This is a genomic window from Streptomyces tibetensis (genome assembly GCF_040647715.1).
In the GTDB taxonomy this organism is placed as follows: domain Bacteria; phylum Actinomycetota; class Actinomycetes; order Streptomycetales; family Streptomycetaceae; genus Streptomyces; species Streptomyces tibetensis_A.
In genome coordinates this window covers 90,245-112,703 of sequence record NZ_JBEZCR010000004.1, presented here as the reverse complement: position 1 = coordinate 112,703, position 22,459 = coordinate 90,245, and the positions used below count along the sequence as shown (strand labels likewise).

General features: G+C 72.3%; 19 protein-coding genes and 1 pseudogene. 12 read left to right on the top strand and 8 right to left on the bottom strand.

The genetic code is table 11. From position 1 onward, the window contains the following. Position 1 precedes the first annotated feature (1 nt). Genes tal through AB0B29_RS12130 form a run of 7 tightly spaced genes read left to right on the top strand, consistent with a single transcriptional unit; the run spans position 2 to position 7,508 of the window. Positions 2-1,147 carry a transaldolase gene (tal, locus tag AB0B29_RS12160; RefSeq protein ID WP_362237514.1) on the top strand — a complete coding sequence of 382 codons (1,146 nt, stop codon included), beginning with the start codon at positions 2-4 and terminating at the stop codon, positions 1,145-1,147. After that, the gene (gene zwf / locus AB0B29_RS12155) at positions 1,144-2,817 is read left to right on the top strand and encodes a glucose-6-phosphate dehydrogenase (protein WP_362237511.1); all 1,674 of its coding nucleotides are present in this window, start codon (positions 1,144-1,146) and stop codon (positions 2,815-2,817) included. Before tal ends, zwf begins: the two co-directional genes overlap by 4 nt. Beyond that, a complete protein-coding gene (gene opcA, locus AB0B29_RS12150) occupies positions 2,814-3,749 on the top strand; it encodes a glucose-6-phosphate dehydrogenase assembly protein OpcA (RefSeq protein WP_362237508.1) in 936 nt (311 codons plus the stop codon). The genes zwf and opcA overlap by 4 nt, the downstream gene beginning before the upstream one ends. Then, the gene (gene pgi / locus AB0B29_RS12145; protein WP_362237505.1) at positions 3,742-5,406 is read left to right on the top strand and encodes a glucose-6-phosphate isomerase; all 1,665 of its coding nucleotides are present in this window, start codon (positions 3,742-3,744) and stop codon (positions 5,404-5,406) included. The genes opcA and pgi overlap by 8 nt, the downstream gene beginning before the upstream one ends. Position 5,407: 1 nt before the next feature. Next, positions 5,408-6,292, top strand: coding sequence for a phosphogluconate dehydrogenase (NAD(+)-dependent, decarboxylating) (gene gnd, locus AB0B29_RS12140; protein ID WP_362237502.1), 885 nt, complete (start codon positions 5,408-5,410; stop codon positions 6,290-6,292). Positions 6,293-6,295: 3 nt separating this feature from the next. Continuing rightward, the gene (locus AB0B29_RS12135; RefSeq protein WP_362237499.1) at positions 6,296-6,883 is read left to right on the top strand and encodes a histidine phosphatase family protein; all 588 of its coding nucleotides are present in this window, start codon (positions 6,296-6,298) and stop codon (positions 6,881-6,883) included. A gap of 58 nt (positions 6,884-6,941) precedes the next feature. Continuing rightward, complete coding sequence (locus tag AB0B29_RS12130; protein WP_436845835.1) at positions 6,942-7,508, top strand: hypothetical protein; 567 nt, start codon at positions 6,942-6,944, stop codon at positions 7,506-7,508. Here AB0B29_RS12130 and AB0B29_RS12125 read toward each other — a convergent pair. Further along, the gene (locus AB0B29_RS12125) at positions 7,439-9,244 is read right to left on the bottom strand and encodes a bifunctional sugar phosphate isomerase/epimerase/4-hydroxyphenylpyruvate dioxygenase family protein (RefSeq protein ID WP_362237496.1); all 1,806 of its coding nucleotides are present in this window, start codon (positions 9,242-9,244) and stop codon (positions 7,439-7,441) included. The genes AB0B29_RS12130 and AB0B29_RS12125 overlap by 70 nt on opposite strands. A gap of 15 nt (positions 9,245-9,259) precedes the next feature. After that, positions 9,260-10,135, bottom strand: a complete 876-nt coding sequence (locus AB0B29_RS12120; RefSeq protein ID WP_362237494.1) for a shikimate dehydrogenase — start codon at positions 10,133-10,135, stop codon at positions 9,260-9,262. 142 nt (positions 10,136-10,277) lie between these two features. Between AB0B29_RS12120 and AB0B29_RS12115 the strand changes: the two genes are divergently transcribed. The 4 genes from AB0B29_RS12115 to AB0B29_RS12100 all read left to right on the top strand — a co-directional run bounded on the left by AB0B29_RS12115 (position 10,278) and on the right by AB0B29_RS12100 (position 15,059). Further along, positions 10,278-10,943 carry a TetR/AcrR family transcriptional regulator gene (locus AB0B29_RS12115; RefSeq protein ID WP_362237491.1) on the top strand — a complete coding sequence of 222 codons (666 nt, stop codon included), beginning with the start codon at positions 10,278-10,280 and terminating at the stop codon, positions 10,941-10,943. Between the two features lie 162 nt (positions 10,944-11,105). Next, positions 11,106-12,464, top strand: coding sequence for an MFS transporter (locus AB0B29_RS12110; RefSeq protein WP_362237488.1), 1,359 nt, complete (start codon positions 11,106-11,108; stop codon positions 12,462-12,464). A 268-nt stretch (positions 12,465-12,732) separates the two neighbouring features. Then, a complete protein-coding gene (locus tag AB0B29_RS12105) occupies positions 12,733-13,683 on the top strand; it encodes an SDR family NAD(P)-dependent oxidoreductase (RefSeq protein ID WP_362237485.1) in 951 nt (316 codons plus the stop codon). Positions 13,684-13,829: 146 nt separating this feature from the next. Next, entirely contained in the window at positions 13,830-15,059 is a 1,230-nt protein-coding gene (locus AB0B29_RS12100; protein ID WP_362237483.1) for a serine hydrolase domain-containing protein, read from the top strand. A 7-nt stretch (positions 15,060-15,066) separates the two neighbouring features. Here AB0B29_RS12100 and AB0B29_RS12095 read toward each other — a convergent pair whose 3' ends face one another. From AB0B29_RS12095 to ribA, 3 genes are all read right to left on the bottom strand, one after another. Beyond that, positions 15,067-16,224 (bottom strand): saccharopine dehydrogenase family protein, encoded by a 1,158-nt coding sequence (locus AB0B29_RS12095; RefSeq protein ID WP_362237480.1) that lies wholly within the window; start codon positions 16,222-16,224, stop codon positions 15,067-15,069. After that, positions 16,214-17,275 (bottom strand): saccharopine dehydrogenase, encoded by a 1,062-nt coding sequence (locus AB0B29_RS12090; RefSeq protein WP_362237478.1) that lies wholly within the window; start codon positions 17,273-17,275, stop codon positions 16,214-16,216. The genes AB0B29_RS12095 and AB0B29_RS12090 overlap by 11 nt, the downstream gene beginning before the upstream one ends. Positions 17,276-17,419: 144 nt before the next feature. Continuing rightward, entirely contained in the window at positions 17,420-18,079 is a 660-nt protein-coding gene (gene ribA, locus AB0B29_RS12085) for a GTP cyclohydrolase II (protein WP_362237475.1), read from the bottom strand. 41 nt (positions 18,080-18,120) lie between these two features. Here ribA and AB0B29_RS12080 point away from each other — a divergent pair. Then, positions 18,121-18,843, top strand: a pseudogene (locus tag AB0B29_RS12080) (creatininase family protein); the annotation flags it as partial. Here the strand turns inward: AB0B29_RS12080 and AB0B29_RS12075 are convergent. Genes AB0B29_RS12075 through AB0B29_RS12065 form a run of 3 tightly spaced genes read right to left on the bottom strand, consistent with a single transcriptional unit; the run spans position 18,726 to position 22,440 of the window. Next, a complete protein-coding gene (locus AB0B29_RS12075) occupies positions 18,726-20,147 on the bottom strand; it encodes a lysylphosphatidylglycerol synthase domain-containing protein (RefSeq protein ID WP_436845834.1) in 1,422 nt (473 codons plus the stop codon). The pseudogene AB0B29_RS12080 and the gene AB0B29_RS12075 overlap by 118 nt on opposite strands. Beyond that, complete coding sequence (locus AB0B29_RS12070; RefSeq protein ID WP_362237469.1) at positions 20,144-21,271, bottom strand: class I SAM-dependent methyltransferase; 1,128 nt, start codon at positions 21,269-21,271, stop codon at positions 20,144-20,146. The genes AB0B29_RS12075 and AB0B29_RS12070 overlap by 4 nt, the downstream gene beginning before the upstream one ends. Beyond that, a complete protein-coding gene (locus AB0B29_RS12065) occupies positions 21,268-22,440 on the bottom strand; it encodes a glycosyltransferase family 4 protein (RefSeq protein WP_362238661.1) in 1,173 nt (390 codons plus the stop codon). Before AB0B29_RS12065 ends, AB0B29_RS12070 begins: the two co-directional genes overlap by 4 nt. Positions 22,441-22,459 lie beyond the last annotated feature (19 nt).

Here is a 22,459-nt window from a genome sequence, read left to right as displayed (position 1 = left end):
GATGATCACTGTGTCCGAAGCGACCGCGAACGCGGGAGCACTCAAGCGCCTGTCCGACGGGGGCGTGTCGATCTGGCTCGACGACCTGTCGCGCCGGCGGATCGAGTCCGGCAACCTGGCCGGGCTCGTCGCCACGAGGAACGTCGTCGGCGTCACCACCAACCCGTCCATCTTCCAGGCCGCCATCGGCTCCGGCGCGGGCTACGAGGAGCAGCTCGCCGACCTGGCGGTGCGCGGTGTGACGGTCGACGAGGCCGTCCGGATGATGACGACCGCCGATGTCCGGGCCGCCGCCGACATCCTGCGCCCGGTGTACGACGCGACCGGCGGCCGGGACGGCCGGGTCTCCATCGAGGTCGACCCGCGCCTCGCCCACGACACGCGGGCGACCGTCGCCGAGGCCCGGCAGCTGGCGTGGCTGGTGGACCGTCCCAACGTGATGATCAAGATCCCGGCGACGCGGGCGGGCCTGCCCGCGATCATGGAAGTCATCGGGGCGGGTATCAGTGTCAACGTGACGCTGATCTTCTCGCTCGATCGGTACCGCGAGGTGATGGACGCCTATCTCGCGGGGCTGGAGAAGGCGCAGGCGGCCGGCCTGGACCTGTCCGCGATTCACTCGGTCGCCTCGTTCTTCGTCTCCCGTGTGGACGCCGAGATCGACAAGCGGCTGACGCTGCTGGGCACGTCGGAGGCCCTCGCCCTGAAGGGCCGGGCCGCCCTGGCCAACGCGCGGCTCGCCTACGAGGCGTACGAGCAGGTCTTCGCCGGTGCGCGCTGGCAGGCGCTGGGCGGGGCCCGCGCGAACCGGCAGCGCCCCCTTTGGGCCTCCACCGGTGTGAAGGACCCGGCCTACAAGGACACCCTGTACGTGGACGAACTGGTCGCCCCCGGCACGGTCAACACCATGCCGGAAGCCACGCTGAACGCCGTCGCCGACCACGGCGACGTGCAGGGCGACACCGTCTCCGGCGGTTACGCCCAGGCGCGCGCGGACCTGGCGGCCGTCGAACGGCTCGGTATTGCATACGACGAGGTGGTGCGGCAACTGGAGGACGAGGGCGTGGCCAAGTTCGAGGTGGCCTGGCAGGAGCTGCTGGACGCGGTCACCAAGTCCTTGAACAGCAAGGGAGTTGACGCGGCATGAGCGAGGGCATCGAGGGCATCCCCCAGACGGCCGAACAGGAGACCAAGGGGACCAAGGAGGAGAAGGAGGCCCTGGCCGCCCAGGAGGCGGCGGGGGTCGAGCAGAGCGGGGTGAGCGGTCACGCCCCCCGCGCGGAGCACGCCGACACCCACTTCGAGAACCCCCTGCGCGACGCGCGCGACCGCCGTCTGCCGAAGATCGCGGGGCCCTCCGGGCTCGTCATCTTCGGCGTCACCGGAGACCTGTCCCGCAAGAAGCTGATGCCGGCGGTGTACGACCTGGCCAACCGCGGTCTGCTGCCGCCGGGCTTCTCCCTGGTGGGCTTCGCCCGCCGGGACTGGGAGGACCAGGACTTCGCGCAGGTGGTGCACGACGCGGTCCGCGAGCACGCCCGGACCCCGTTCCGCGAGGAGGTCTGGCAGCAGCTCGCCGAGGGCATGCGGTTCATCCCGGGCGACTTCGACGACGACACGGCGTTCAAGCAGCTGCGCTCCGCCATCGAGGAGCTGGACGCCTCCCGGGGCACGAGCGGCAACTACGCCTTCTACCTGTCGGTGCCGCCGAAGTTCTTCCCGAAGGTCGTCCAGCAGCTGAAGAAGCACAAGCTGGCCGCCGCCCCCGAGGGTTCCTGGCGCCGGGCGGTGATCGAGAAGCCGTTCGGGCACGACCTGGCGTCGGCCGAGGAACTCAACCGCATCGTGCACGACGTGTTCGATCCGGAGCAGGTCTTCCGCATCGACCACTACCTCGGCAAGGAGACCGTCCAGAACCTCCTGGCGCTGCGCTTCGCCAACCAGATGTTCGAGCCGATCTGGAACCGGTCGTACGTCGACCACGTGCAGATCACCATGGCCGAGGACATCGGCATCGGCGGCCGGGCCGGCTACTACGACGGCATCGGCGCCGCCCGTGACGTCATCCAGAACCACCTGCTGCAGCTGATGGCGCTCACCGCGATGGAGGAACCGGCCGCCTTCGACGCTCCCTCGCTGCTCACCGAGAAGCTCAAGGTCCTCAAGGCGGTGCGGCTGCCGCAGGACCTCGGGGCGAACACCGTGCGCGGGCAGTACGGGGCGGCCTGGCAGGGTGGCGCGAAGGTGCGCGGCTACCTGGAGGAGGACGGCATCGACCCCTCCTCCACGACCGACACCTACGCCGCGATCAGGCTCCAGGTGGACAACCGGCGCTGGGCGGGCGTCCCGTTCTACCTGCGCACCGGCAAGCGCCTCGGCCGCCGGGTGACGGAGATCGCCGTCGTCTTCCAGCGGGCCCCGCACTCCCCCTTCGACTCCACGGCCACCGAGGAGCTCGGCTCCAACGCGATCGTCATCCGCGTCCAGCCGGACGAGGGCATGACGGTCCGCTTCGGCTCGAAGGTGCCGGGCACGTCGATGGAGATCCGGGACGTCACGATGGACTTCGCCTACGGCGAGTCGTTCACCGAATCGAGCCCCGAGGCGTACGAACGGCTGATCCTTGACGTGCTCCTGGGCGACGCCAACCTGTTCCCCCGTCACCAGGAAGTGGAAGAGTCCTGGAAGATCCTCGACCCGATCGAGCAGTACTGGGCCACGCACGGCAGGCCCGCGCAGTACGCCTCGGGCAGCTGGGGACCCGAGGAAGCCGACGAGATGCTCGCACGAGACGGACGGAGCTGGCGCAGGCCATGAAGATCGACCTGACCGACACCACGGCAAGCAAGATCAACAAGGCGCTGGTGCAGGGCCGCCGCGCCATCGGCACGCCCGCCGTGGGCATGGTCCTGACGATGGTGATCGTCACGGACGAGGAGAACGCCTACGACGCCATCAAGGCGGCCGAGGAGGCCTCGCACGAGCACCCCTCGCGCACCCTGGTCGTCATCAAGCGGCACGCCCGCACCCCGCGCGACCGCCAGTCCTCCCGGCTGGACGCCGAGGTACGGGTGGGCGCCGACGCGGGCACCGGCGAGACGGTGATCCTCAGGACCTACGGCGAGGTGTCCGAGCACGCCGACTCGGTGGTGCTGCCGCTGCTGCTGCCGGACGCGCCGGTGGTGGTGTGGTGGCCGGTGGACGCCCCCGAGGTGCCCTCCAAGGACCCGCTCGGGGCGCTGGCCCAGCGGCGGATCACCGACCTGTACGCCGTCGAGAACCCGCTGGAGACGCTGCAGACGCGGGTCCGCTCGTACGCCCCCGGTGACACCGACCTCGCCTGGACCCGGCTGACGCCCTGGCGTTCGATGCTCGCTGCGGCGCTGGACCAGGCCCGGGCGCGGATCGTCTCCGCGGCGGTGGAGGCCGAGGCCGAGAACCCGGCGGCCGAGCTGCTGGCCCGCTGGCTGGAGGCGCGGCTGCACGTCCGGGTCGACCGCGTCGTCACCGCCGGGCCGGTCGTGACCGCGGTACGCCTGGGTACCGAGAACGGCGAGATCGTCATCGACCGGCCCGAGGGGCCGCTGGCCACGCTGACCCTGCCGGGCCAGCCGTCACGCACCCTCGCGCTGAAGGTCCGTGCGACCTCCGAACTGATCGCCGAGGAGCTGCGGCGCCTCGACGCGGACGAGATGTACGCCATCGCCCTGAACGGCGAGGCGACCGAGGAGACCCCTGCTCATGTCTGACTCCCCCTCCGACTCCCCCCGGCTCGGCCGGCGCCCCGAGTGGACCGCCCTGGAGGACCACCGCACGGACGCCCTGCCGCAGCCGGACCTGCGTGAGCTGTTCGCGGCCGACCCGGGGCGCGCCGAACGTTACGTCGTGCACGTGGGCGACCTGCGCATCGACTACTCCAAGCACCTGGTCACCGACGAGACGCTGGCCCTGCTCCAGGAGCTGGCCACGGCCACCGACGTGTTCGGGCTGCGGGACGCGATGTTCCGCGGCGAGAAGATCAACGTCACCGAGAACCGGGCCGTGCTGCACACCGCGCTGCGCGCCCCGCGGGACGCCGTGATCGAGGTCGACGGCGAGAACGTCGTCCCGGCCGTGCACGCCGTGCTCGACAAGATGGCCGCCTTCGCGGACCGGGTGCGCTCCGGGGAGTGGACCGGCCACACCGGAAAGCGGATCCGCAACGTCGTCAACATCGGCATCGGCGGCTCCGACCTCGGCCCGGCCATGGCCTACGAGGCGCTGCGGCCCTTCACCGCGCGGGAGCTGACCTTCCGCTTCGTGTCGAACGTGGACGGCTCGGACCTGCACGAGGCGGTGCGCGACCTGGACCCGGCGGAGACGCTGTTCATCGTCGCGTCGAAGACCTTCACCACGATCGAGACGATCACCAACGCCACGTCGGCGCGCTCCTGGCTGCTGAAGGGCCTGGGGAGCGACGAGAAGGCGGTGGCGAAGCACTTCGTCGCGCTGTCGACCAACGCGGAGAAGGTCGCCGACTTCGGTATCGACGTGGACAACATGTTCGAGTTCTGGGACTGGGTCGGCGGCCGCTACTCGTACGACTCCGCGATCGGCCTGTCCCTGATGATCGCGATCGGCCCGGACCGCTTCCGCGAGATGCTCGACGGGTTCCGCATCGTCGACGAGCACTTCCGCAACGCGCCCGCCGAGGCCAACGCCCCGCTGCTGCTGGGCCTGCTGGGCATCTGGTACGGCAACTTCCACGACGCCCAGTCGCACGCGGTGCTGCCCTACAGCCACTACCTGTCGAAGTTCACCGCCTACCTCCAGCAGCTCGACATGGAGTCCAACGGCAAGTCGGTGGACCGCGAGGGCAACCCCGTGGAGTGGCAGACCGGTCCGGTGGTGTGGGGCACGCCCGGCACCAACGGGCAGCACGCCTACTACCAGTTGATCCACCAGGGCACCAAGCTCATCCCGGCCGACCTGATCGGCTTCGCCCGGCCCGTCGACGAGCTGAGCGACGAACTGAAGGCGCAACACGACCTGTTGATGGCCAACCTGTTCGCGCAGGGGCAGGCGCTCGCCTTCGGCAAGACCGCCGAGGAGGTGCGCGCGGAGGGCGTGCCCGAGGAGCAGGTGCCGCACCGCACCTTCCGCGGCAACCACCCGACCACGACGATCCTGGCCACCGAACTGACCCCGTCGGTCCTCGGCCAGCTGATCGCCCTCTACGAGCACAAGGTGTTCGTGCAGGGCGCCGTCTGGAACATCGACTCCTTCGACCAGTGGGGCGTCGAACTCGGCAAGGTGCTCGCCAAGCGCGTCGAGCCCGCCCTGACCGAGGGCGCTGACGTCCCCGGTCTCGACCCGTCCACGGCCGCCCTGGTGGCCGCCTACCGCAAACTTCGGGAAGTGAGCTGACATGCAGATCGGACTTGTGGGTCTCGGCAAGATGGGCGGCAACATGCGCGAGCGCCTGCGCAACGCCGGCCACACCGTCATCGGCTACGACACCGATCCCGAGAAGTCGGACGCGAGCAGCCTGGCCGACCTCGTCAACCAGCTGGAAGCGCCCCGCACGGTCTGGGTCATGGTCCCGGCCGGCGAGCCCACCCAGCACGTCATCGACCAGCTCGCGGGCCTGCTCAAGCCCTACGACACGGTCGTCGACGGCGGCAACTCGCGCTGGACGGACGACGAGAAGCACGCCGAGGAGCTGAGCAAGCGCGGCATCGGCTTCGTCGACGCGGGCGTCTCCGGCGGCGTGTGGGGCCTGAAGAACGGTTACGCCCTGATGGTCGGCGGCGAGAAGGAGTACGTCGACCGGCTGCGGCCGATCTTCGAGGCGCTCAAGCCGGAGGGCCCGTACGGCTACGTCCACGCGGGCAAGGTCGGTGCCGGGCACTTCGCGAAGATGGTCCACAACGGCATCGAGTACGCGATGATGCAGGCCTACGCCGAGGGCTGGGAGCTGCTGGAGGCCGTGGACTCGGTGGACAACGTCCGCGAGGTGTTCCGCTCCTGGCAGCAGGGCACCGTCATCCGCTCCTGGCTGCTCGATCTGGCGGTGGACGCCCTGGACGAGGACGAGCACCTGGCGGAGCTGAGGGGCTACGCCCAGGACTCCGGTGAGGGACGCTGGACGGTGGAGGCCGCGATCGACAACTCCGTGCCGCTGCCCGCGATCACCGCCTCCCTCTACTCCCGGTTCGCCTCCCGGCAGGACGACTCGCCGCAGATGAAGATGATCGCGGCGCTGCGCAACCAGTTCGGCGGCCACGCCGTCGAGTCGGCGAAGAAGGCGTAGGACGTGGGTGACCTGCTGCTGGTCCGCCACGGCGAGACGGAGTGGAGCCGGAGCGGACAGCACACCAGCTTCACCGACCTGCCCCTCACCCCGCACGGTGAGGAGCAGGCCGCCTCGCTCGCCCCGTTGCTCGCGGACCGCCCCTTCGCACTGGTCCTCACCAGCCCGCTCGGCCGCGCGCTGCGCACCGCCGAACTCGCGGGCCTGACCGGGACCGTGCAGGACGCGGACCTGCACGAGTGGCACTACGGCGCCTACGAGGGCGTCACCACCGAGGAGATACACCGCACCCGCCCCGACTGGGACCTGTGGACCGACGGAAGCCCGCCCGGCCCGGACGGCGAGCCGGGCGAGTCCCCCGAGGAGGTCGGCGAACGCGCCGACCGGGTGCTGGCCCGGGCGGAGAAGTCACTGCCCGAGGGCGATGTGATGCTGGTGGCGCACGGCCATTTCCTCCGCGTGCTGACCGCCCGCCGGCTGGGCCTGTCCCCGGCGGAGGGGCGGCTGTTCCGGCTGGAGACCGGGACGGTCTGCCGGCTGTCGGCCGAGCACGGCCGTCCCGTGATCGCGGAGTGGAACACCCGGGCGTGACGAGCCCCGGCCGGGGGTGAGTCGACACCTCCGGTCGGGCACATCAGAGTCCCGGCTGATGGAGATCGACGACATGACACCCGCCGAGGAGCGGGTGTGGCGTGCCTTTCCACGGGGACAGGACGTGGACTTCCGCAGCCCGGCGGAGGAGGACGCCCGGGAAGGCGCTGCGGAGGGCGCGCACTGGGGCCCCGAACGGACCGTACGGGCGGCCGTGCTGCGGGCACTGCTGCTGAGCGCGCCGCAGGAGGACGGGGAGACCGCCGCCCTCAGGCTGGCCGGCGCGCGGATCACCGGGGAGCTCCTCCTCCAGTACGCCGACGTCGACCACGCCGTGCGCCTCAGCGACTGCCTCTTCGAGGACACGCCCGTGCTGTACGCGGCGCGACTGCGGCAGCTGAACCTGCGCGGTTCCGTCCTGCGCGGCGAGGTACGGCTGTCGGGCGCGTCGGTCGCCGGCACGATCGACCTCGACGAGGCACGCTTGCGGGTCGGCGCGGGCGAGGTCGTCCTGGACGCGGAGACCCTCACGGTGGAGGGCGTCACCAGGCTGGGTCAGCCGCCAGTGAACGCCCGCGCCGTGTGCTGCGCGGCCAGCCGCACCGGGGCGTTGGCGGCGCCGTAGCCCCGGTAGCCGCCGTCGCGCTGCACGAGTTCGAAGAAGACCCGGCCGACGGTGCGGGTGTAGCAGTGGCGGAAGACGCCGTGGGCGTCGCGGTCGTAGAGGATGCCGAGGTCGCGGTAGGTCTCCAGCTCGCCGTCCGCGAACTCGAAGCGGGCGGCGAGGTCGTCGTGGTAGTTCGCGGGGACCGGCAGCAGAGTGCCGCCCGCCTCCCGGAAGCGGCGGGCCGCGGTGACCACGTCATCGGTGACCAGGGCGACGTGCTGGGCGTGGACGGTGTCGTCCGTGGGCGCGGCTCCGACGGTGAGGGCGATCCGGACAGTGCCGTCGGCGTTGGTCACGGCGCGGCTGCGCATCAGGCCGTACGGGTCGGCGACGTCCACGCTCTCCCGGCCGCCGAGACCGAGCACCCCGCGGTGGAAGAGGGCCGCTTCGTCGAAGTGGTGCCAGGGCTGGGTGAGGGCGAGGTGGTCGATGCCCCGGATGTCGGCCCTGGCCGGGGGCAGGCCCGTCTCGGCGAAGTCGGCCCGCCAGTCGGGAAGGTCCGGGCGGCCGGTGGCACAGAAGAACAGTTCCGTGCCGTCGGGGGCGGCGACGGCGTCCAGCGGGGTGTCCCGCGGTGCGCGGCGACGGGGCAGGACGGGAGCCAGCAGCGCCTCGGCACGCCGGGCCGCTCCGGCCGGGTCCGGTGACTCCAGCCCGATCGCGGCGAGCCGGGTGCCGTCGCGGCGGGCGGCCGGCCCGGTGTTGACGAGGATCCGGGCGTCACCCTGCTCCCAGAGGGCGACGGGCTTGCCGCGGTGCCGTGCGGTGCGGGCGAAGCCCAGGGCCCCGAGCAGGCCGGCCAGGGGTTCGGCATCGGGCGTGACCAGCTCGGCGAAGGCGACACCGGTGGGGACGACGGGGCCGGGCAGGGACGCCCTCCCCACCGCCTCCTGCAGGAGCAGCAGGGAGCGCCGGGCGTCGACGGCGGTCGGCCCGGCCTCGGCCTGCCGGAACACGTCGTTGAAGACCTCCAGGGACAGCGGGCCGTCGTAGCCGGTGGCCAGCACACGGCGCACCAGCCCCGTGACGTCGAAGCCGCCCTGGCCGGGGAAGCAGCGGTAGTGGCGGCTCCACTGCAGGACGTCCATGGCGAGCAGCGGGGCGTCGGCGAGCTGGAGGAAGAAGATCTTCTCGCCGGGGATGTCCGCGATGCCTTCGAGGTCCTGGGGGCCGGAGCCGCGCGAGAGGATGTGGAAGCTGTCCAGGCAGGTGCCGAGCGCAGGGTGCCCGGCCGTCTCGACGATGCGCCAGGCGTGGTCGTAGGTGCTGACGTGCCGCCCCCAGGCGAGCGCCTCGTAGGCCACCCGGATGCCGGACTCCCGCGCCACGTCGGCCAGACGGGCGAGCTGCCCGGCGGCGAGGGCGTCGTCGTCCACCGCCTGCGGGGAGACGCTGGAGCAGACGAGGACCGTGTCCGCGCCGAGCCGGCGCATCAGCTCGAACTTGTGCCGGGCCCGCCGCAGGTTTCGGGCGAACTCCGCCTCGGGGACGGCCTCGACGTCCCGCATCGGCTGGTAGAGGTCGATGCGGAGGCCGAGATCGGCGCAGCGGGCCCGGATGTCCTCGGGAGTGAGGGGACTGGCCAGCAGGTCGTTCTCGAAGAGCTCCACCCCGTCGAATCCGGCCCGGGCGGCGGCGTCGAGTTTCTCGGTGAGGGATCCGCTGAGGGAGACGGTGGCGATGGACGTACGCAACGGCGGTACCTCTCTTCAGTTCCGGGTTCCTGCGGCCCCGGCCAGTTCGGTCAGGTCGGCCAGCATCCGCGCGGCGCCGGGTTCCCGGCCGGTGAACAGGCGGAACGCGTCGGCGGCCTGGAAGGCTGCCATGCCGCCGCCGTCGAGGGTGGCGCAGCCCAGGGCTCGGGCGGTCCGCAGCAGCTCGGTCTCCAGCGGGCGGTAGACCACCTCGGCCACCCACAGTCCGGAGTGCAGCGACTCGGCGGGCAGGGGCAGGCCGGGGTGGGCGGCCATGCCGGTGGGGGTGGCGTGGACGATGCCGTCGGCGTGCGCGAGCAGTTCGGCCTGCCGGTGGGGCGGCGCGGCGGCCGCACGGCCCTCCCCGAAGGTGCGGTTGAGGGAGCCGGCCAGCGCCACGGCTCGCTCGGGCAGGGCGTCGACGACGGTGATCCGCCCGGCGCCGAGGGTGAGCATGGCGTGGGCGACGGCCGCCCCGGCGCCGCCGGCGCCCAGCTGAACGACCCGCTCCAGCGGCGCGTCGGGCAGACCGCGCGCGAACGACGCGGCGAAGCCGGTGACGTCCGTGTTGTGGCCGATCGCGCGACCGTCCTCGAAGACCACGGTGTTGACCGCGCCCAGCGCCTCGGCCTGCGGTGCGAGCGCGTCCAGGTGCTCGATGACGAGCTGCTTGCAGGGATGCGTGATGTTGAGCCCGTCGAAGCCCAGGTCCCGGGCGGCCCGCAGCAGATCACCCACCGCCTCGGGCGGCACGCCGAGGGTGTCGATGTCGATCGGCCGGTACATCAGGCGCAGGCCCTGCCGCTCGGCCTCCCGCTCGTGCAGCGCCGGGCTGAGCGACGGACCGATGCCGGACCCGATCAGTCCGACGAGATACGACTCCCTGGGCACGTGCGCCTCCCGAACGGCAACCAATGTACGAACTAGTACGTTAGCTATATCAGCCGAGCGCGGGCCCGGGAAGACCCCACGGGCGGCCGGGGCCCCTGCTTCTAGAATCACCGGCACCGGCCCCTCCGCCCGAAGGAACCTGATGACCAGCGTCGAAGAACCGGCACGCCCCGGCGAGCGCATCCGTGACGCCGCCCGCACCCGGGCCGAGATCCTCGACGTCGCCACCCAGGAGTTCGCCCGGGCCGGCTACGACGGCGCCCGGGTGGACGAGATCGCCGCCCGCACCCGCACCACGAAGCGGATGATCTACTACTACTTCGGCGGCAAGGAGCAGCTGTTCACGGCCGTGCTGGAGCGCGCGTACGGCGTGATCCGGGAGGCCGAGCAGCAGCTCGACGTCGACCATCTGGACCCGGTCGCGGCCATCCGGCGCCTGGCCGAGCTGACCTTCGACCACCACGAGCAGCACCCGGACTTCATCCGCCTGGTCAGCATCGAGAACATCCACGAGGCCCACCACATCGCCGGCTCCGAGATGCTCGGGACGATCGGCTCCCCCGCCCTGGACGTGATCCGCCGGATCCTGGCGTCGGGGCAGGAGTCGGGCCTGTTCACGGCCGACGTCGACGCCGTCGACCTGCACGCGATGATCTCCTCCTTCTGCTTCTTCCGGGTCGCCAACCGGCACACCTTCGGCGCCCTGTTCGGCCGCGACCTGCTCGACGGGGCGCAGCGGGCGCACTACCGGGCGATGCTGGGCGACATGGTGATCGCGTACTTGACGGCGGAGCGCTCGGCGGACTGAACGCCCGGTGCACCACCCCTTGACACCGGCGGCACACGGGCGCAGCATCACTGGCCATCCCCCGTTAACTACCCAGTGGGTTAATTAGCCGCGATCCGGCACGTCCCCCTCTGCTCGCGCATCTCTCACTTCGCCTGTAGTGAAGCCACCCAAGGAGCCGCCGTGTCCGTCCCCGCCATGCCCTCAGGGTCCGCCGCCCCGCCCGGTCAGCCCAGGAAGGCCGCGACCGCCGCCTGGATCGGCAGCGCCCTGGAGTACTACGACTTCTTCCTCTACGGCAGCGCCGCCGCGCTGATCTTCCCCGAGGTGTTCTTCGACGAGTCCGACCCGGCCACGGCGACCCTGCTGTCGCTGGCCACGTTCGGTGTCGCGTACGCGGCCCGCCCGGTCGGCGCGCTGGTGCTCGGGCACTTCGGGGACAAGGTCGGCCGTAAGAAGATCATGGTCTTCACGCTGATGCTGATGGGCCTGTCGACGTTCCTCATCGGCTGTCTGCCGACCCGCGACCAGGTGGGCGGTCTCGCCCCGGTCCTGCTGGTGTTGTGCCGGGTGCTCCAGGGCATCTCGGCGGCTGGTGAGCAGGCCAGCGCCAACTCCATGACGCTGGAGCACGCGCCGCCGGGCCGCCGCGGCTTCTTCACCAGCTTCACCCTCAGCGGAACCCAGGGCGGGCAGTTGCTGGCCACGCTGGTCTTCATCCCCGTCGCCGCGCTGCCCGAGGACCAGTTGCTGTCGTGGGGCTGGCGGCTGCCGTTCTGGCTGAGCGTCGGGGTCGCCGTCGTCGGCTGGGTCATCCGCCGCAAGCTGGACGAGACGCCGGCCTTCGCCCAGCAGGCCGCCGAGGAGGGTGTGGTCAAGCTGCCCCTCGTGATCCTGCTCCGCGAGCACTGGGCGGATGTGCTGCGGGTGATCGGGGGCGCGCTGATCGCCTCGGTCAGCACGATCTTCACGGTGTGGGCGCTGGCGTACGCCACGAGCGACGCGGTCGGCATGTCGCGTACGGCCATGCTGTGGGTGGGCGCCCTGGCCAATGTCGTCGCCCTCGCCGCGATCCCGCTGTGGGCGACGCTGTCCGACCGGATCGGGCGCCGCCCGGTGTTCCTGATCGGCGCGGCCGGCAGCGCGGTGACGATGTTCCTGTACCTGTGGGCGGTCTCCACCGGCTCCTACCCGCTGACCTTCCTGACGGGCATCATCTGCTTCGGCGTCGTCTACAGCGCCGCGAACGGCGTGTGGCCCGCCTTCTACGGCGAGATGTTCGCGACCCGGGTCCGGCTGTCCGGCGTGGCCATCGGCACGCAGATCGGCTTCGCGGCGGCCGGGTTCGCGGTGACGTTCGCGGCGCGGATCGCCGGGCCCGAGGGCGACGACTGGTCGGCGGTGGCGCTGTTCACGGCGGCGTTGTGCGTGCCGCCGGTGATCGCCGCGTTGTCGGCGCGGGAGACCCACCGGGTTCCCACGGAGTCGCTGGGGGAACGGGCCGGGCTCGGGGCTGCGCAGCCGGAGAAGGTGACGGCCTGACGCCGCCGCTTTCCGCCGACGGCTTGCCAGGCCCGGTCGGGGGTGCACCTCGGAGTGCGGGTGCGTGGGGGTTGTCCGCGCAGTTCCCCGCGCCCCGAGGGGCCTCCCCCGGCCTCGACCGATCGCTCTCGGTCCTTCTCCGGAGGGTGTCGGCGGTCTGTCGGCGGTGCCCGTCTTTCTGTCGGCTGTACGTCGGCGGGGGTTGCGACCTTGGCCGGGTCGGTGCTCCACATGAGCACGCCTCCCGGAGAGCAAGGAGCCTGTCATCGTGTCTTCCGCATCCCTGAGCCGGCCGTGGGACGTCCACAGGCTGCCGTCCGCCCAGGGCAAGATCTTCCTCGTCACCGGCGGTAACGCCGGGATCGGCTACTTCGCAGCGGAGCAGCTCGCCACCACCGGCGCCGTCGTCGTGCTCGGCAGCCGGGACGCCGCGAAGGCCGACGCCGCCATCACCTCGATCCGCTCGCGCGTCTCCGGGGCGCGGGTGCGGCACCTCCAACTGGACCTCGCCGACCTGTCGTCCCTGAAGACCGCCGCGGACAGGCTGGACCTCGACCATCTCGACGCGGTGGTGCACAACGCGGGGGTCGCGCTCGACGACCTGCCGCGTCGAGAGACCGAGGACGGCCACGAGCTGATGTTCGGCACCAACCACCTCGGCCACTTCGCGCTCACCGGGTGGCTGGCCCCTCTGCTGTCCGCGGCGCCGACGGGCCGCGTCGTGACGGTGGGAAGCTTCGCTGCGCGATCCGAACGGCTGGACCTGGACGATCTGCAATCGACCCGCGACTACCGGCCCAAGCGCACCTACGGCCGATCGAAGCTGGCGCAGATGTGTTTCGGCTTCGAACTCGACCGCCGTCTGCGCGCCGTCGGCAGCACGGTGCTGAGTGTGGTGGCCCATCCCGGTGGCGCACTGGACTCCCTCACCCCGTCCCGCCCGCCGGTGCACGTGACCACCCCCGTACAGCGGCTGCGGGCCTTGCCCGCCGGGCTCCTGGTACAGGGCAAGGACGCCGGGGCATGGCCCGTCGTCCTTGCCGTCCTCGACGCGCAGGTGCAGGGAGGGCAGCTGTGGGGGCCGAGGGCCTTCGGTCTGCGTGGCACACCACGGCCTGAGCCCGTCCCCCCTCACATGGCCGACCCGGCCGTCGCCGCTCGCCTCTGGGCCGCCGGCGCTGAACTGGCCGGCACCGATCCGCACCTCGGCTTCCGGTAGGCCCGAGCCCCGCCCGGGCGGCCGTCCGGCTGCCGACTGCCTGTTCTGGCGCGATCTTGAACCGTTCCTGCACCGCGATGGTGTCTGAGGAGGCCCGGGCGGGGTATGCCGGATCTCATCTCGACCAGCGCGACGGGAGACGAGCCATGGCACAGCTGCGACAAGAGGTCGATCCGGGTGAGGCAGGGCTGGATCCGCAGGTGCTGGGCCGGCTGGACCGGACCTTCGCCCGGCTGGTCGACGAGGGGCGTCTGCCGGGTTTCCTCGTGTCCGTCGCCCGGGCCGGACGCGTCGCCCACCTCACGACACACGGTCTGCGCGACATCGCGGCCGGGCTGCCGGTCGAGGCCGACACACTGTGGCGGGTGTACTCCATGACGAAGCCGGTCACCGCCGTCGCCGCGCTGCTGCTGGTGGAGGAGGGCCGGCTGTCGCTGGACGACCCGGTCGCCGACCACCTGCCCGCGTTCGCCGAGCCCCGGGTCTACGTCGGCGGCAGCGGGACGGACATCAAGACCCGCCCGGCCGACGGCCCGATACTCGTCCGGCATCTGATGACCCACACCTCGGGTCTGACCTTCGGCTTCTACCACACCCACCCCGTCGACGCCCTGTACCGGGAGGCCGGCCTGGAGTCGTCGGTGCCGCCGGGCGCGGACCTGGCCGAGACCATCGAGGTGTACGCGAGTCTGCCGCTGCAGTTCGAGCCGGGCACCGAGTGGAACTACTCGGTGGCCAGCAACGTCCTGGGCCGGATCATCGAGGTCGTGTCCGGGCAGCCGCTCGACGCGTTCTGCGCGGAGCGGATCTTCGGGCCGCTCGGCATGACGGACGCGGGCTTCCAGGTCACGGACGCCCAGGCGCCCCGGCTCTGCGAGATGTACGGGGAGAAGGAGGGCGGCGGCATCGAGCCGATCGCGGGGCTGCCGCTGCGCGGCCGGCCGCGGTTCCTGTCGGGCAGCGGGGGCATGGTGTGCTCGGCCCACGACTACCACCGTTTCATGGAACTGCTGCGCCGCCGGGGCGAGCTCGACGGCGTACGGCTGCTCGACCCGAGCACCGTGGAGCTGATGACCCGCAACCACCTGCCCGGCGGCGCCGACCTGCGGGCCTTCGGCAGCCGCCCCGCCCATGACGAGCCCGGCAACGACGGGCTCGGCTTCGGCCTCAACTGCTCCGTGGTGATCGACCCGTCCCGCACCCTGGTCCCGTCCGGGCGCGGCGCCTTCGGCTGGAGCGGCGTGGCCACGACGACGTTCTGGGTCGATCCGGGCCGCGACCTGACGGTGCAGTTCATGACGCAGGTGCGGCCCAGGACCTCCCACACGGTCTTCAAGGACCTCAAGCGGCTCGTCCACGAGGCCCTGACGGACTGAAGGTCCGCTACCGGTCCACGCGCAGGGTGAACTGCACTCCCTGCTGCGCGAGTTCCCGCAGCCACTGCTCGGACCGGGCGGCCGTCTCCGCTGCGCGGTTCAGGCCGGGCGGCAGGGAGCCGTCCAGGACGTGGCGGACCCCGAGGGCGAGGGTCCGTGAGACGCAGCGGGCCATCGCGCTCTCCTCGGCATCGCCCTCCAGGTCGAGGAGGTAGCCGCCCTTCCACGAGCGGCCCGACTCGGCGCGCACGTCCAGCGACACGGCCAGGACCACCCGGTCACGGTCGTCGTCCGTGGTGGGGTACGTGGCGGCCAGTTCCCGGGCCAGGGCGGCGATCCGGGTGTCGTCGCCGGTCTTCAGCTCCTCGAAGACGCCGTCCCAGGCGCGCAGCCAGCCCTCCAGACGCAGGGTGCCGCGGACGAACGTGCGCGGTGTCCAGGCGTCCGGCAGCCCGTACTGCGCGACGAACGGGACGCTGTCACGGTTGGGGTAGACCTCGAAGGTCTCCCCGTCGACGACATGCCGCCGGGTCGCCTCCCAGGGCCGCTCGGCGACCGTCTCCGCACCGCCCTCGAGGTAACGGGCCGGGGAGCGCAGGGCGCCCAGGACACCCGCGGGGGCCCAGCTGAAGCGGTACGTGAAGTCGTTCGGGACGGCGGGGACACCGCCGCAGTAGGACGTGAAGGTGTACGAGGCGGGCGTCTCGTCACCGATCGTCTCCCGGGCCCGGGCGACCAGGGCGTGGGCGAACAGGTGGTCGATGCCCGGATCGAGCCCCGCCTCGGTGAGGACGACGAGCCCGGCCTTCGAAGCGGCCGGCACCTGTTCCAGCACCGCCTCGGACACATAGCTGGAGCACGCGAAGTGCGCCCCCTGCCGTACGCACCGCTCGAGGAGCGGGGCGTGTTCCGGCGCGGGCAGCATCGACACGACGACATCGCCCGGGGCGAGTCCGTCGGCGAGCGCGGACAGCGTGTACGCGCGGGGCTCGGCCCGGCCCGCGAGACCCCGTCCGGCGAGGGCGTCGGCGGCGCGGCTCTCCGTGCGGTGCCACAGGAGTACCCGGTCGGCGGTGTCGCACAGCGCGGCGAGACCGCTGCCCGTGGACAGGCCGGCGCCGATCCAGTGGACGGTGCCGCTCGCCGGTGCCGGTTCAGTGGTCAAGGAACTCCCCCTTGTCGAGGCCGTGCGCGCGGGACGCTTCACGGAACCTTTCCAGGCAGCGCTGCCAGGCCCCGGAGACGCCGAAGTCGAGCAGGTGGGGCAGCAGGGCGGCCGAGAAGTCGGTGCTGGACTCCAGTGGCAGCAGGGAAGGCAGGTTGTCGATGGCGATCAGGTCGAGCAGGGGCTCGTCGCGCAGCCGGCGTACCGGCTCGTCCCAGGACGTGGTCTCGTCGTACACCGGAAGGACGTTGAGCGGGGAACCGACGTCGCAGGTCACGTCGCACAGGGTGCGCAGGCGACGGTCGGGGGCGTCGAGGTCCTGTGCGCGCAGGAACGGCGGGACGGGGGTGGTGGCGAGCACCGCGTTGACCATCACGTCGTGTCGCAGCAGCGCGGCCCGGTCGAGGTCGCGGGTCTCGGCCAGGTCCCAGCAGGTCGGGTCGGCACCGGCCGTGGCGAAGGCCGCGCGGGCGCCGCGGCCGCTGCGGCCCAGGGCGCCGACGACGAGGCCGGCGAAACCGGCGTCGGCCGCGTCCGGTTTCAGCGTCTCGTCCAGGTCTTCCTTGGTGGTCGGGGTCAGCGGTGCCCGCAGCCGGCCCCGGTGCCGGAGCACGGCGAGGGCGGCGCCCAGGTAACCGGCCCAGAACCCGAAGGCGGCCAGCCGCCGTCCGGTGTCGTCCACCAGGTACTCCAGGTCGAACAGCGCTCCGGCCCCGGCGGCGAACCGGCCCAGCAGATCCGCCGCTCCCGGCTGGCCCTTGTAGGCGTGGCCGAAGAAGATGTGCCGGTGCGTCAGTCCGGCCGGATCGTCGGGCAGTTCCTTCAGGCCGAGCACGACGGCGTCCCGGGGCGCCGTCACCCAGGAGCCCGCGGGCGCGACCCGGCAGCCCGCCGCCTCGTACTCCTCGATCGGGAAGACCCGCTGCGGGGACTCTTCTACGGTCAGTTCCACTCCGTGCCCGACGAGCCGCCGGGCGTCGTCGGGCACGATCGGAGTGCGTCGCTCGGTCGTGCGGGCCTCGTGGCGCAGCCACAGATGGAGCTCGGTCATACCAGGTGGGCCTCCGGCGTGAGGCGTCGGCCGCTGAGGGCCGACGCTCAAGGGGCGGACGTCCACGAAGCGTACGCGGCCCGGCCACGGGTCGCGCCCGGATTCGCCCAGGTCACGTCGGGGAACCGCAACCGGCCGAGGCGGTCAGGAAGAGCTGACCACCGCGTCCAGGTGGGGCAGGTGGTGGTCCAGGCGCTCCCGCTTGGTGCGCAGATAGGTGATGTTGTTCTCGCACGGCTCTATGAGCAGCGGCACCTGCTCGGCGACCGTGATGCCGTGGTCCACCAGCGCCTCGCGCTTGCGCGGGTTGTTCGACATCAGACGCACGGACCGCACGCCCAGGTCCTCGAGGATCCGGGCGGCGACGCCGTAGTCACGGGCGTCCACGGGCAGGCCGAGGGCGAGGTTGGCCTCGACGGTGTCCAGGCCCTCCGCCTGCAGGGCCATCGCACGCAGCTTGCCGAGCAGGCCGATGCCACGGCCTTCATGCCCTCTGAGGTAGACCACGACACCGGCGCCCTCGGAGACGACCGCGCGCAGGGCGGCGTCGAGCTGGTCGCCGCACTCGCAGTGTTGGGAGCCGAAGGCGTCACCCGTCAGGCACTCCGAGTGCAGCCGGATGAGGACGTCGTCCGTGCCGATCTCGCCGTAGACCAGCGCGACCTGTTCGTCGCCGCGGTCGTGGTCCATGTAGCCGATCGCCTGGAATTTCCCGTACACGGTGGGCAAGGGGGCATTCACGACGCGTTCCACGCCGGTCCGCTGGGGTGCCTTCTTGCCGAGTACGCCAATTTTGTCTGTCATGATTCTCGAGTTCCTAAGCAGAGACGAAAGGCCGTGACGTGATGAGTGATCTGGTGCCGGCGGACACCACGGAAGACGTACGGACGCGAGGTGCCGGCGTCTCACGGCAGGTCGCGGTGCTTCCCGTGGGGAGCTTCGAACAGCATGGGGCGTATCTTCCGTTGGCGACCGACACGCTCGTCGCCTGTGCCGTCGCGCGGGAGATAGCCGGCGCGTATCCGGTGCACCTCCTTCCTCCGGTGACGATCTCGTGCTCGCACGAGCACGCGGCCTGGCCGGGGACCGTCAGCATCTCCTCGGTGACCCTTCATGCGGTGGTACGGGACATTGCGGCTTCGCTGCGCCGGTCCGGGGTCGAGGCCCTGGTGGTGGTCAACGGGCACGGCGGCAACTACGTGCTGGGCAACGTGGTTCAGGAATCCTCCGCCCGCGGCGAGCGGATGGCGCTCTTCCCGGCCGCGGAGGACTGGGAGGCGGCGCGCGAGCGGGCGGGTGTGGTCACCTCGCTGCTCACCGACATGCACGCGGGGGAAATCGAGACCTCCATCCTTCTGCACGCTCATCCCGAAATGCTCCGACCCGGTTATGAGAGCTCCGATTTCGTCGCTGACGACCGGCGTCATCTGCTCACCCTCGGCATGTCCGGCTATACCGATTCCGGTGTCATCGGCCGTCCTTCGCTGGGTTCGGCTGAAAAAGGGAAGGAACTCCTGGCGAGCCTGGCGGATTCCTTCGGGGCGTATTTCTCACTGCTGACCTCCGACGCGTAGTCACCCTGTGGCGCCGAGACCGCTGGAGCCGTCCGGTCCCCGGCCCGCAGGCCCGCGGACCAGCGGGCGACGAGCACGATCAGGCCGGGCAGGCTCGCCACGAGACTGAGCACGCCGTAGACGACCGCGACGGCGAGCCCCCGGCCCGCGCCCAGGCCCGCAGCGCCGAACGCCCAGGCGGTGACGCCCTCCCTGGGCCCCCAGCCGCCGACGTTCAGCGGCAGGCTCATCGCCAGCAGGGCGAGGACGGCGAGGGGCAGCAGGACGGCCACGGAGGCGGCGGTCCCGGCGACCCGGGCGGCGAGGACGAACATCGCGACGTAACCTGCCAGCACGACCACGGAGGAGACAACCACTCCGGGCCCGTTCCGTCGCGACAGCAGCCCCTCGCGGGCCTCGGCGAGGAACGCGCGCAGCTTGCGGCCCCGGGGCGAGGGTGCCGCGCGGTTCATGCGCAGGGCGACGACGACGGCGAGTGCGCCCAGGGCGGTCAGGGCCGCGAGCGGGGCGATGCGCCGGGCCTGGGCCAGTGCCGGCGACGGCATGGTCAGCAGGACGACGGCCCCGGCGGCGAACAACGCGAGCTGGCCCGCGGTCCGTTCGAGGACGACGGCCTTCACGCCCCGCCGCAGGTCCCCCTCGCTCTGCCCGTGCCGCACGGCCCGGTGCACGTCACCGAGGATGCCGCCGGGCAGGGCCGCGTTCAGGAACAGCGCCCGGTAGTAGTCGGCGACGGCCGGCCCGAACGGCAGCCGGATCCTGAGCCCCCGGGCCACGATGGCCCACCGCCACGCGCTGCACACGGTGGTGACGAGCCCGATGCCGAGCGCGAGCAGCAGCGACACCCCGTCGATCCGCCGCAGCCCGTCGAGGAAGACACCGGTACCGAGGCGCCAGAACAGCACGCCCAGGATGACGATTCCGGCGAGCGTGCCGAGGTGCGTACGGACCTTCGGGGAGCCGAGGCGCGCCAGGGCCGCACGGACCGGGCCGGGCGCCGGCGTACCGGTGCCGTCCACGCCACCGGCGCCCTCCGGGACAGTGCCGGCCCGGCCACCGGTGCCCTCCGGGCCTGTTCCGTCCGGGGTGTGACGGGGCGCCGGGGGCTGGCCGGTCCGGGCGGGGCCGGGCGGGGTCGAGGCGGCGGTCTCGCTCCGGACTGTCACCACCGGGCACGGCGCGGCCGTGTCCACCGGGCCGCGGGGCGCGGGCACACGGGTGCCGTCGGCGGGCGCGGACGATCCGGGCTGCTCGGTGAGCGTGGTGCGCGGGCGCGTTCCCGTCGCCTGCGGGCTCATGACGCTCCGTCCACCGGGCGGGACAGGGCCAGGAGGTCGACGTGGTGGACGGTGACGCGCAGCTCGCCCGCCGCGCAGGCGGCCAGCCTGCTGGTGAGGTAGACGTCGGCCTCGGCGCGCAGTTCGGGGCGCTCCTCGACCGCGGCGCCGACCCAGCCCCGCAGCCACTGCTCGGTGAGCGCGGCCTGCTCGGGGCCGAGCCGCCAGGCGCTCGGGTGCAGCCGTACGGTCGCGCCGTGCTCGGAGAACGCCTCCGCGGCAGCGGTGACCGCGTCGGGTCCGAGCAGGTCGTCGCGACGCTGGTGGTCGTTGAACGCCCGGGCTATCTCCGCGTCCAGCGGGTGGGACGGGGTCAGTTCCACCCGCCCTGCGACGGACAGTGTCAGCAGGGCGGGGCAGCCGGCTCCGGCACACGCCGCGGCGAGCGTGTCGATCTCCTCGCGCGTGAGGACGTCCAGCAGGGCGGACGCCGTCACCAGGGACGCGCCCTGCAGGGCGTCCGGGCTGAGGCGGGCGACGTCGCCCCGGCGCGTCTCCACGGTGACGCGAGAGCCGTCGGCGGCCGAGCGCGGGGAGGAGACGGCCGCGAAGTGCAGCAGGTAGGGGTCGCGGTCATGCAGGATCCAGTGCTGGGCGCCGTCCAGGAGGGGTGCGAGCCAGCGGCCCATCGAGCCGGTGCCGCAGCCCAGGTCGTGGATGACGACACCCGACTTGCCCGGCAGGTTGGCGAGCCGTATCCGCAGCGGGTCGAGCAGGTCGTGCGCCCGTGCGGCGGCATCGGCCGGCTCCCGCAACTCCAGCCACTCGGGCGCGTAGCGGGGCGGGTCGTCCGGGTTGGCCTCGCGCAGCTTGACGGTCGGCCGCGAGCCGGGCCTGCCGCTGGGCCCGGCGCCGGGGATGACGGCGTCCGGGGCGTACCCCGGGACGAACTCCACGCTGGAACCCGGGCCCGCGATTCCCGCGGCACCGCCGGGAACCGCGCCCGCGCCGCCCGTCGTCACGGCCTGCCCCGGTCCGGGCTTCCCGCCCGCGAGTACACCGTCCGTCACGCCCGTGACCTCCCTCGGCCCGGGCTGTGCCGGGATCGCCCCGCTCTGCTGGGTCGTCGTCGCCGGGTTCGTCATGCGGCCCTCCGGGGTTCGGTCGGGAGCCGGCGCAGCACCGCCGCGAGGCTCTGTGCGGTCGTCGCCCAGCCGTCGAGGGCGGCACGGCGGCTGCGTGCGGCGGCCTTCAGCCGGCGTCGCACGTCCGCCTCGCCGAACCAGCCGCGCAGTTCGGCGGCGATGGCGGCGGGGTTCTCCGGCGGGACGAGGATGCCCGGCACCCCGCCGTCGGGGGCGCGGCCGACCGCCTCCGGCAGCCCGCCCACGTCCGTGGCCAGCACCGGGATGCCCCGGGCCAGCGCCTCGGTCACCGCCATGCCGTACGTCTCGGCGTAGGAGGTGAGGACCATCAGGTCGGCCGTGGCGTAGCTCGCGTCGAGCGCCGGGCCGGACTTCGGACCGGCCAGCTCCAGCCGGTCCTCGAGGCCGTGCTTCCTGATGAGGGACCGCAGATGGTCGACGTACTCCGGCTCCTGGGTCAGGGAGCCGACGCACACGCAGGTCCACGGCAGGTCGCTCACCGCGGCCAGCGCCTCCACCAGCCGGTGCTGGCCCTTGCGCGGGGTCACGGCGGCCACGCACAGCAGGCGTGACACTCCGTCCGTTCCGGGTGCGAGCGGCGCGATGTCGGCGCCGGGAGCGGCGACGTGCACCCGCTCGGGCGGGAGGCCGTGGTGGGAGACCAGGCGGCGGACCGCCCAGTCGCTGGTGGCGATCACCGCCGGCACCGCCCGCATCACCGTCCGCTCCTTGGCGTCCAGTTCGGCGGCGAGCGCCGGGTCCAGGCCCGTCTCGTCGCCGAGCGGGAGGTGGACGAGGACCGCCATGCGCAGGCGTTCCGCCTCGGGCACCACGATCTCCGGCACTCCGCAGGCCACCAGCCCGTCGAGGAGCACGACCGCTCCGTCGGGCAGCGCGGCCAGGGCGCGGGCCAGTTCCGTACGGGCGTCGGCCGCGGGCCGGGGCCAGTCACCGGCCACGGCGTGCTTGGTCACCTGCCAGCCGAAGCCGGGCAGGTCCAGGCACACGCGCCGGTCGTAGGCGTTGCCGCCGCTGGGGGCCGTCGGGTCGTCGATGCCGCCCGGCAGTACGAAGTGCACGGTGCGCAGGGACATGGGGATGATCTCGGCGTTCTTCAGGGGGGCGTGCTGCACGGGAACATAATTCAGCCGTGCCGGTGCCGGACCCATGTGCTCGGGCCGTTCGACG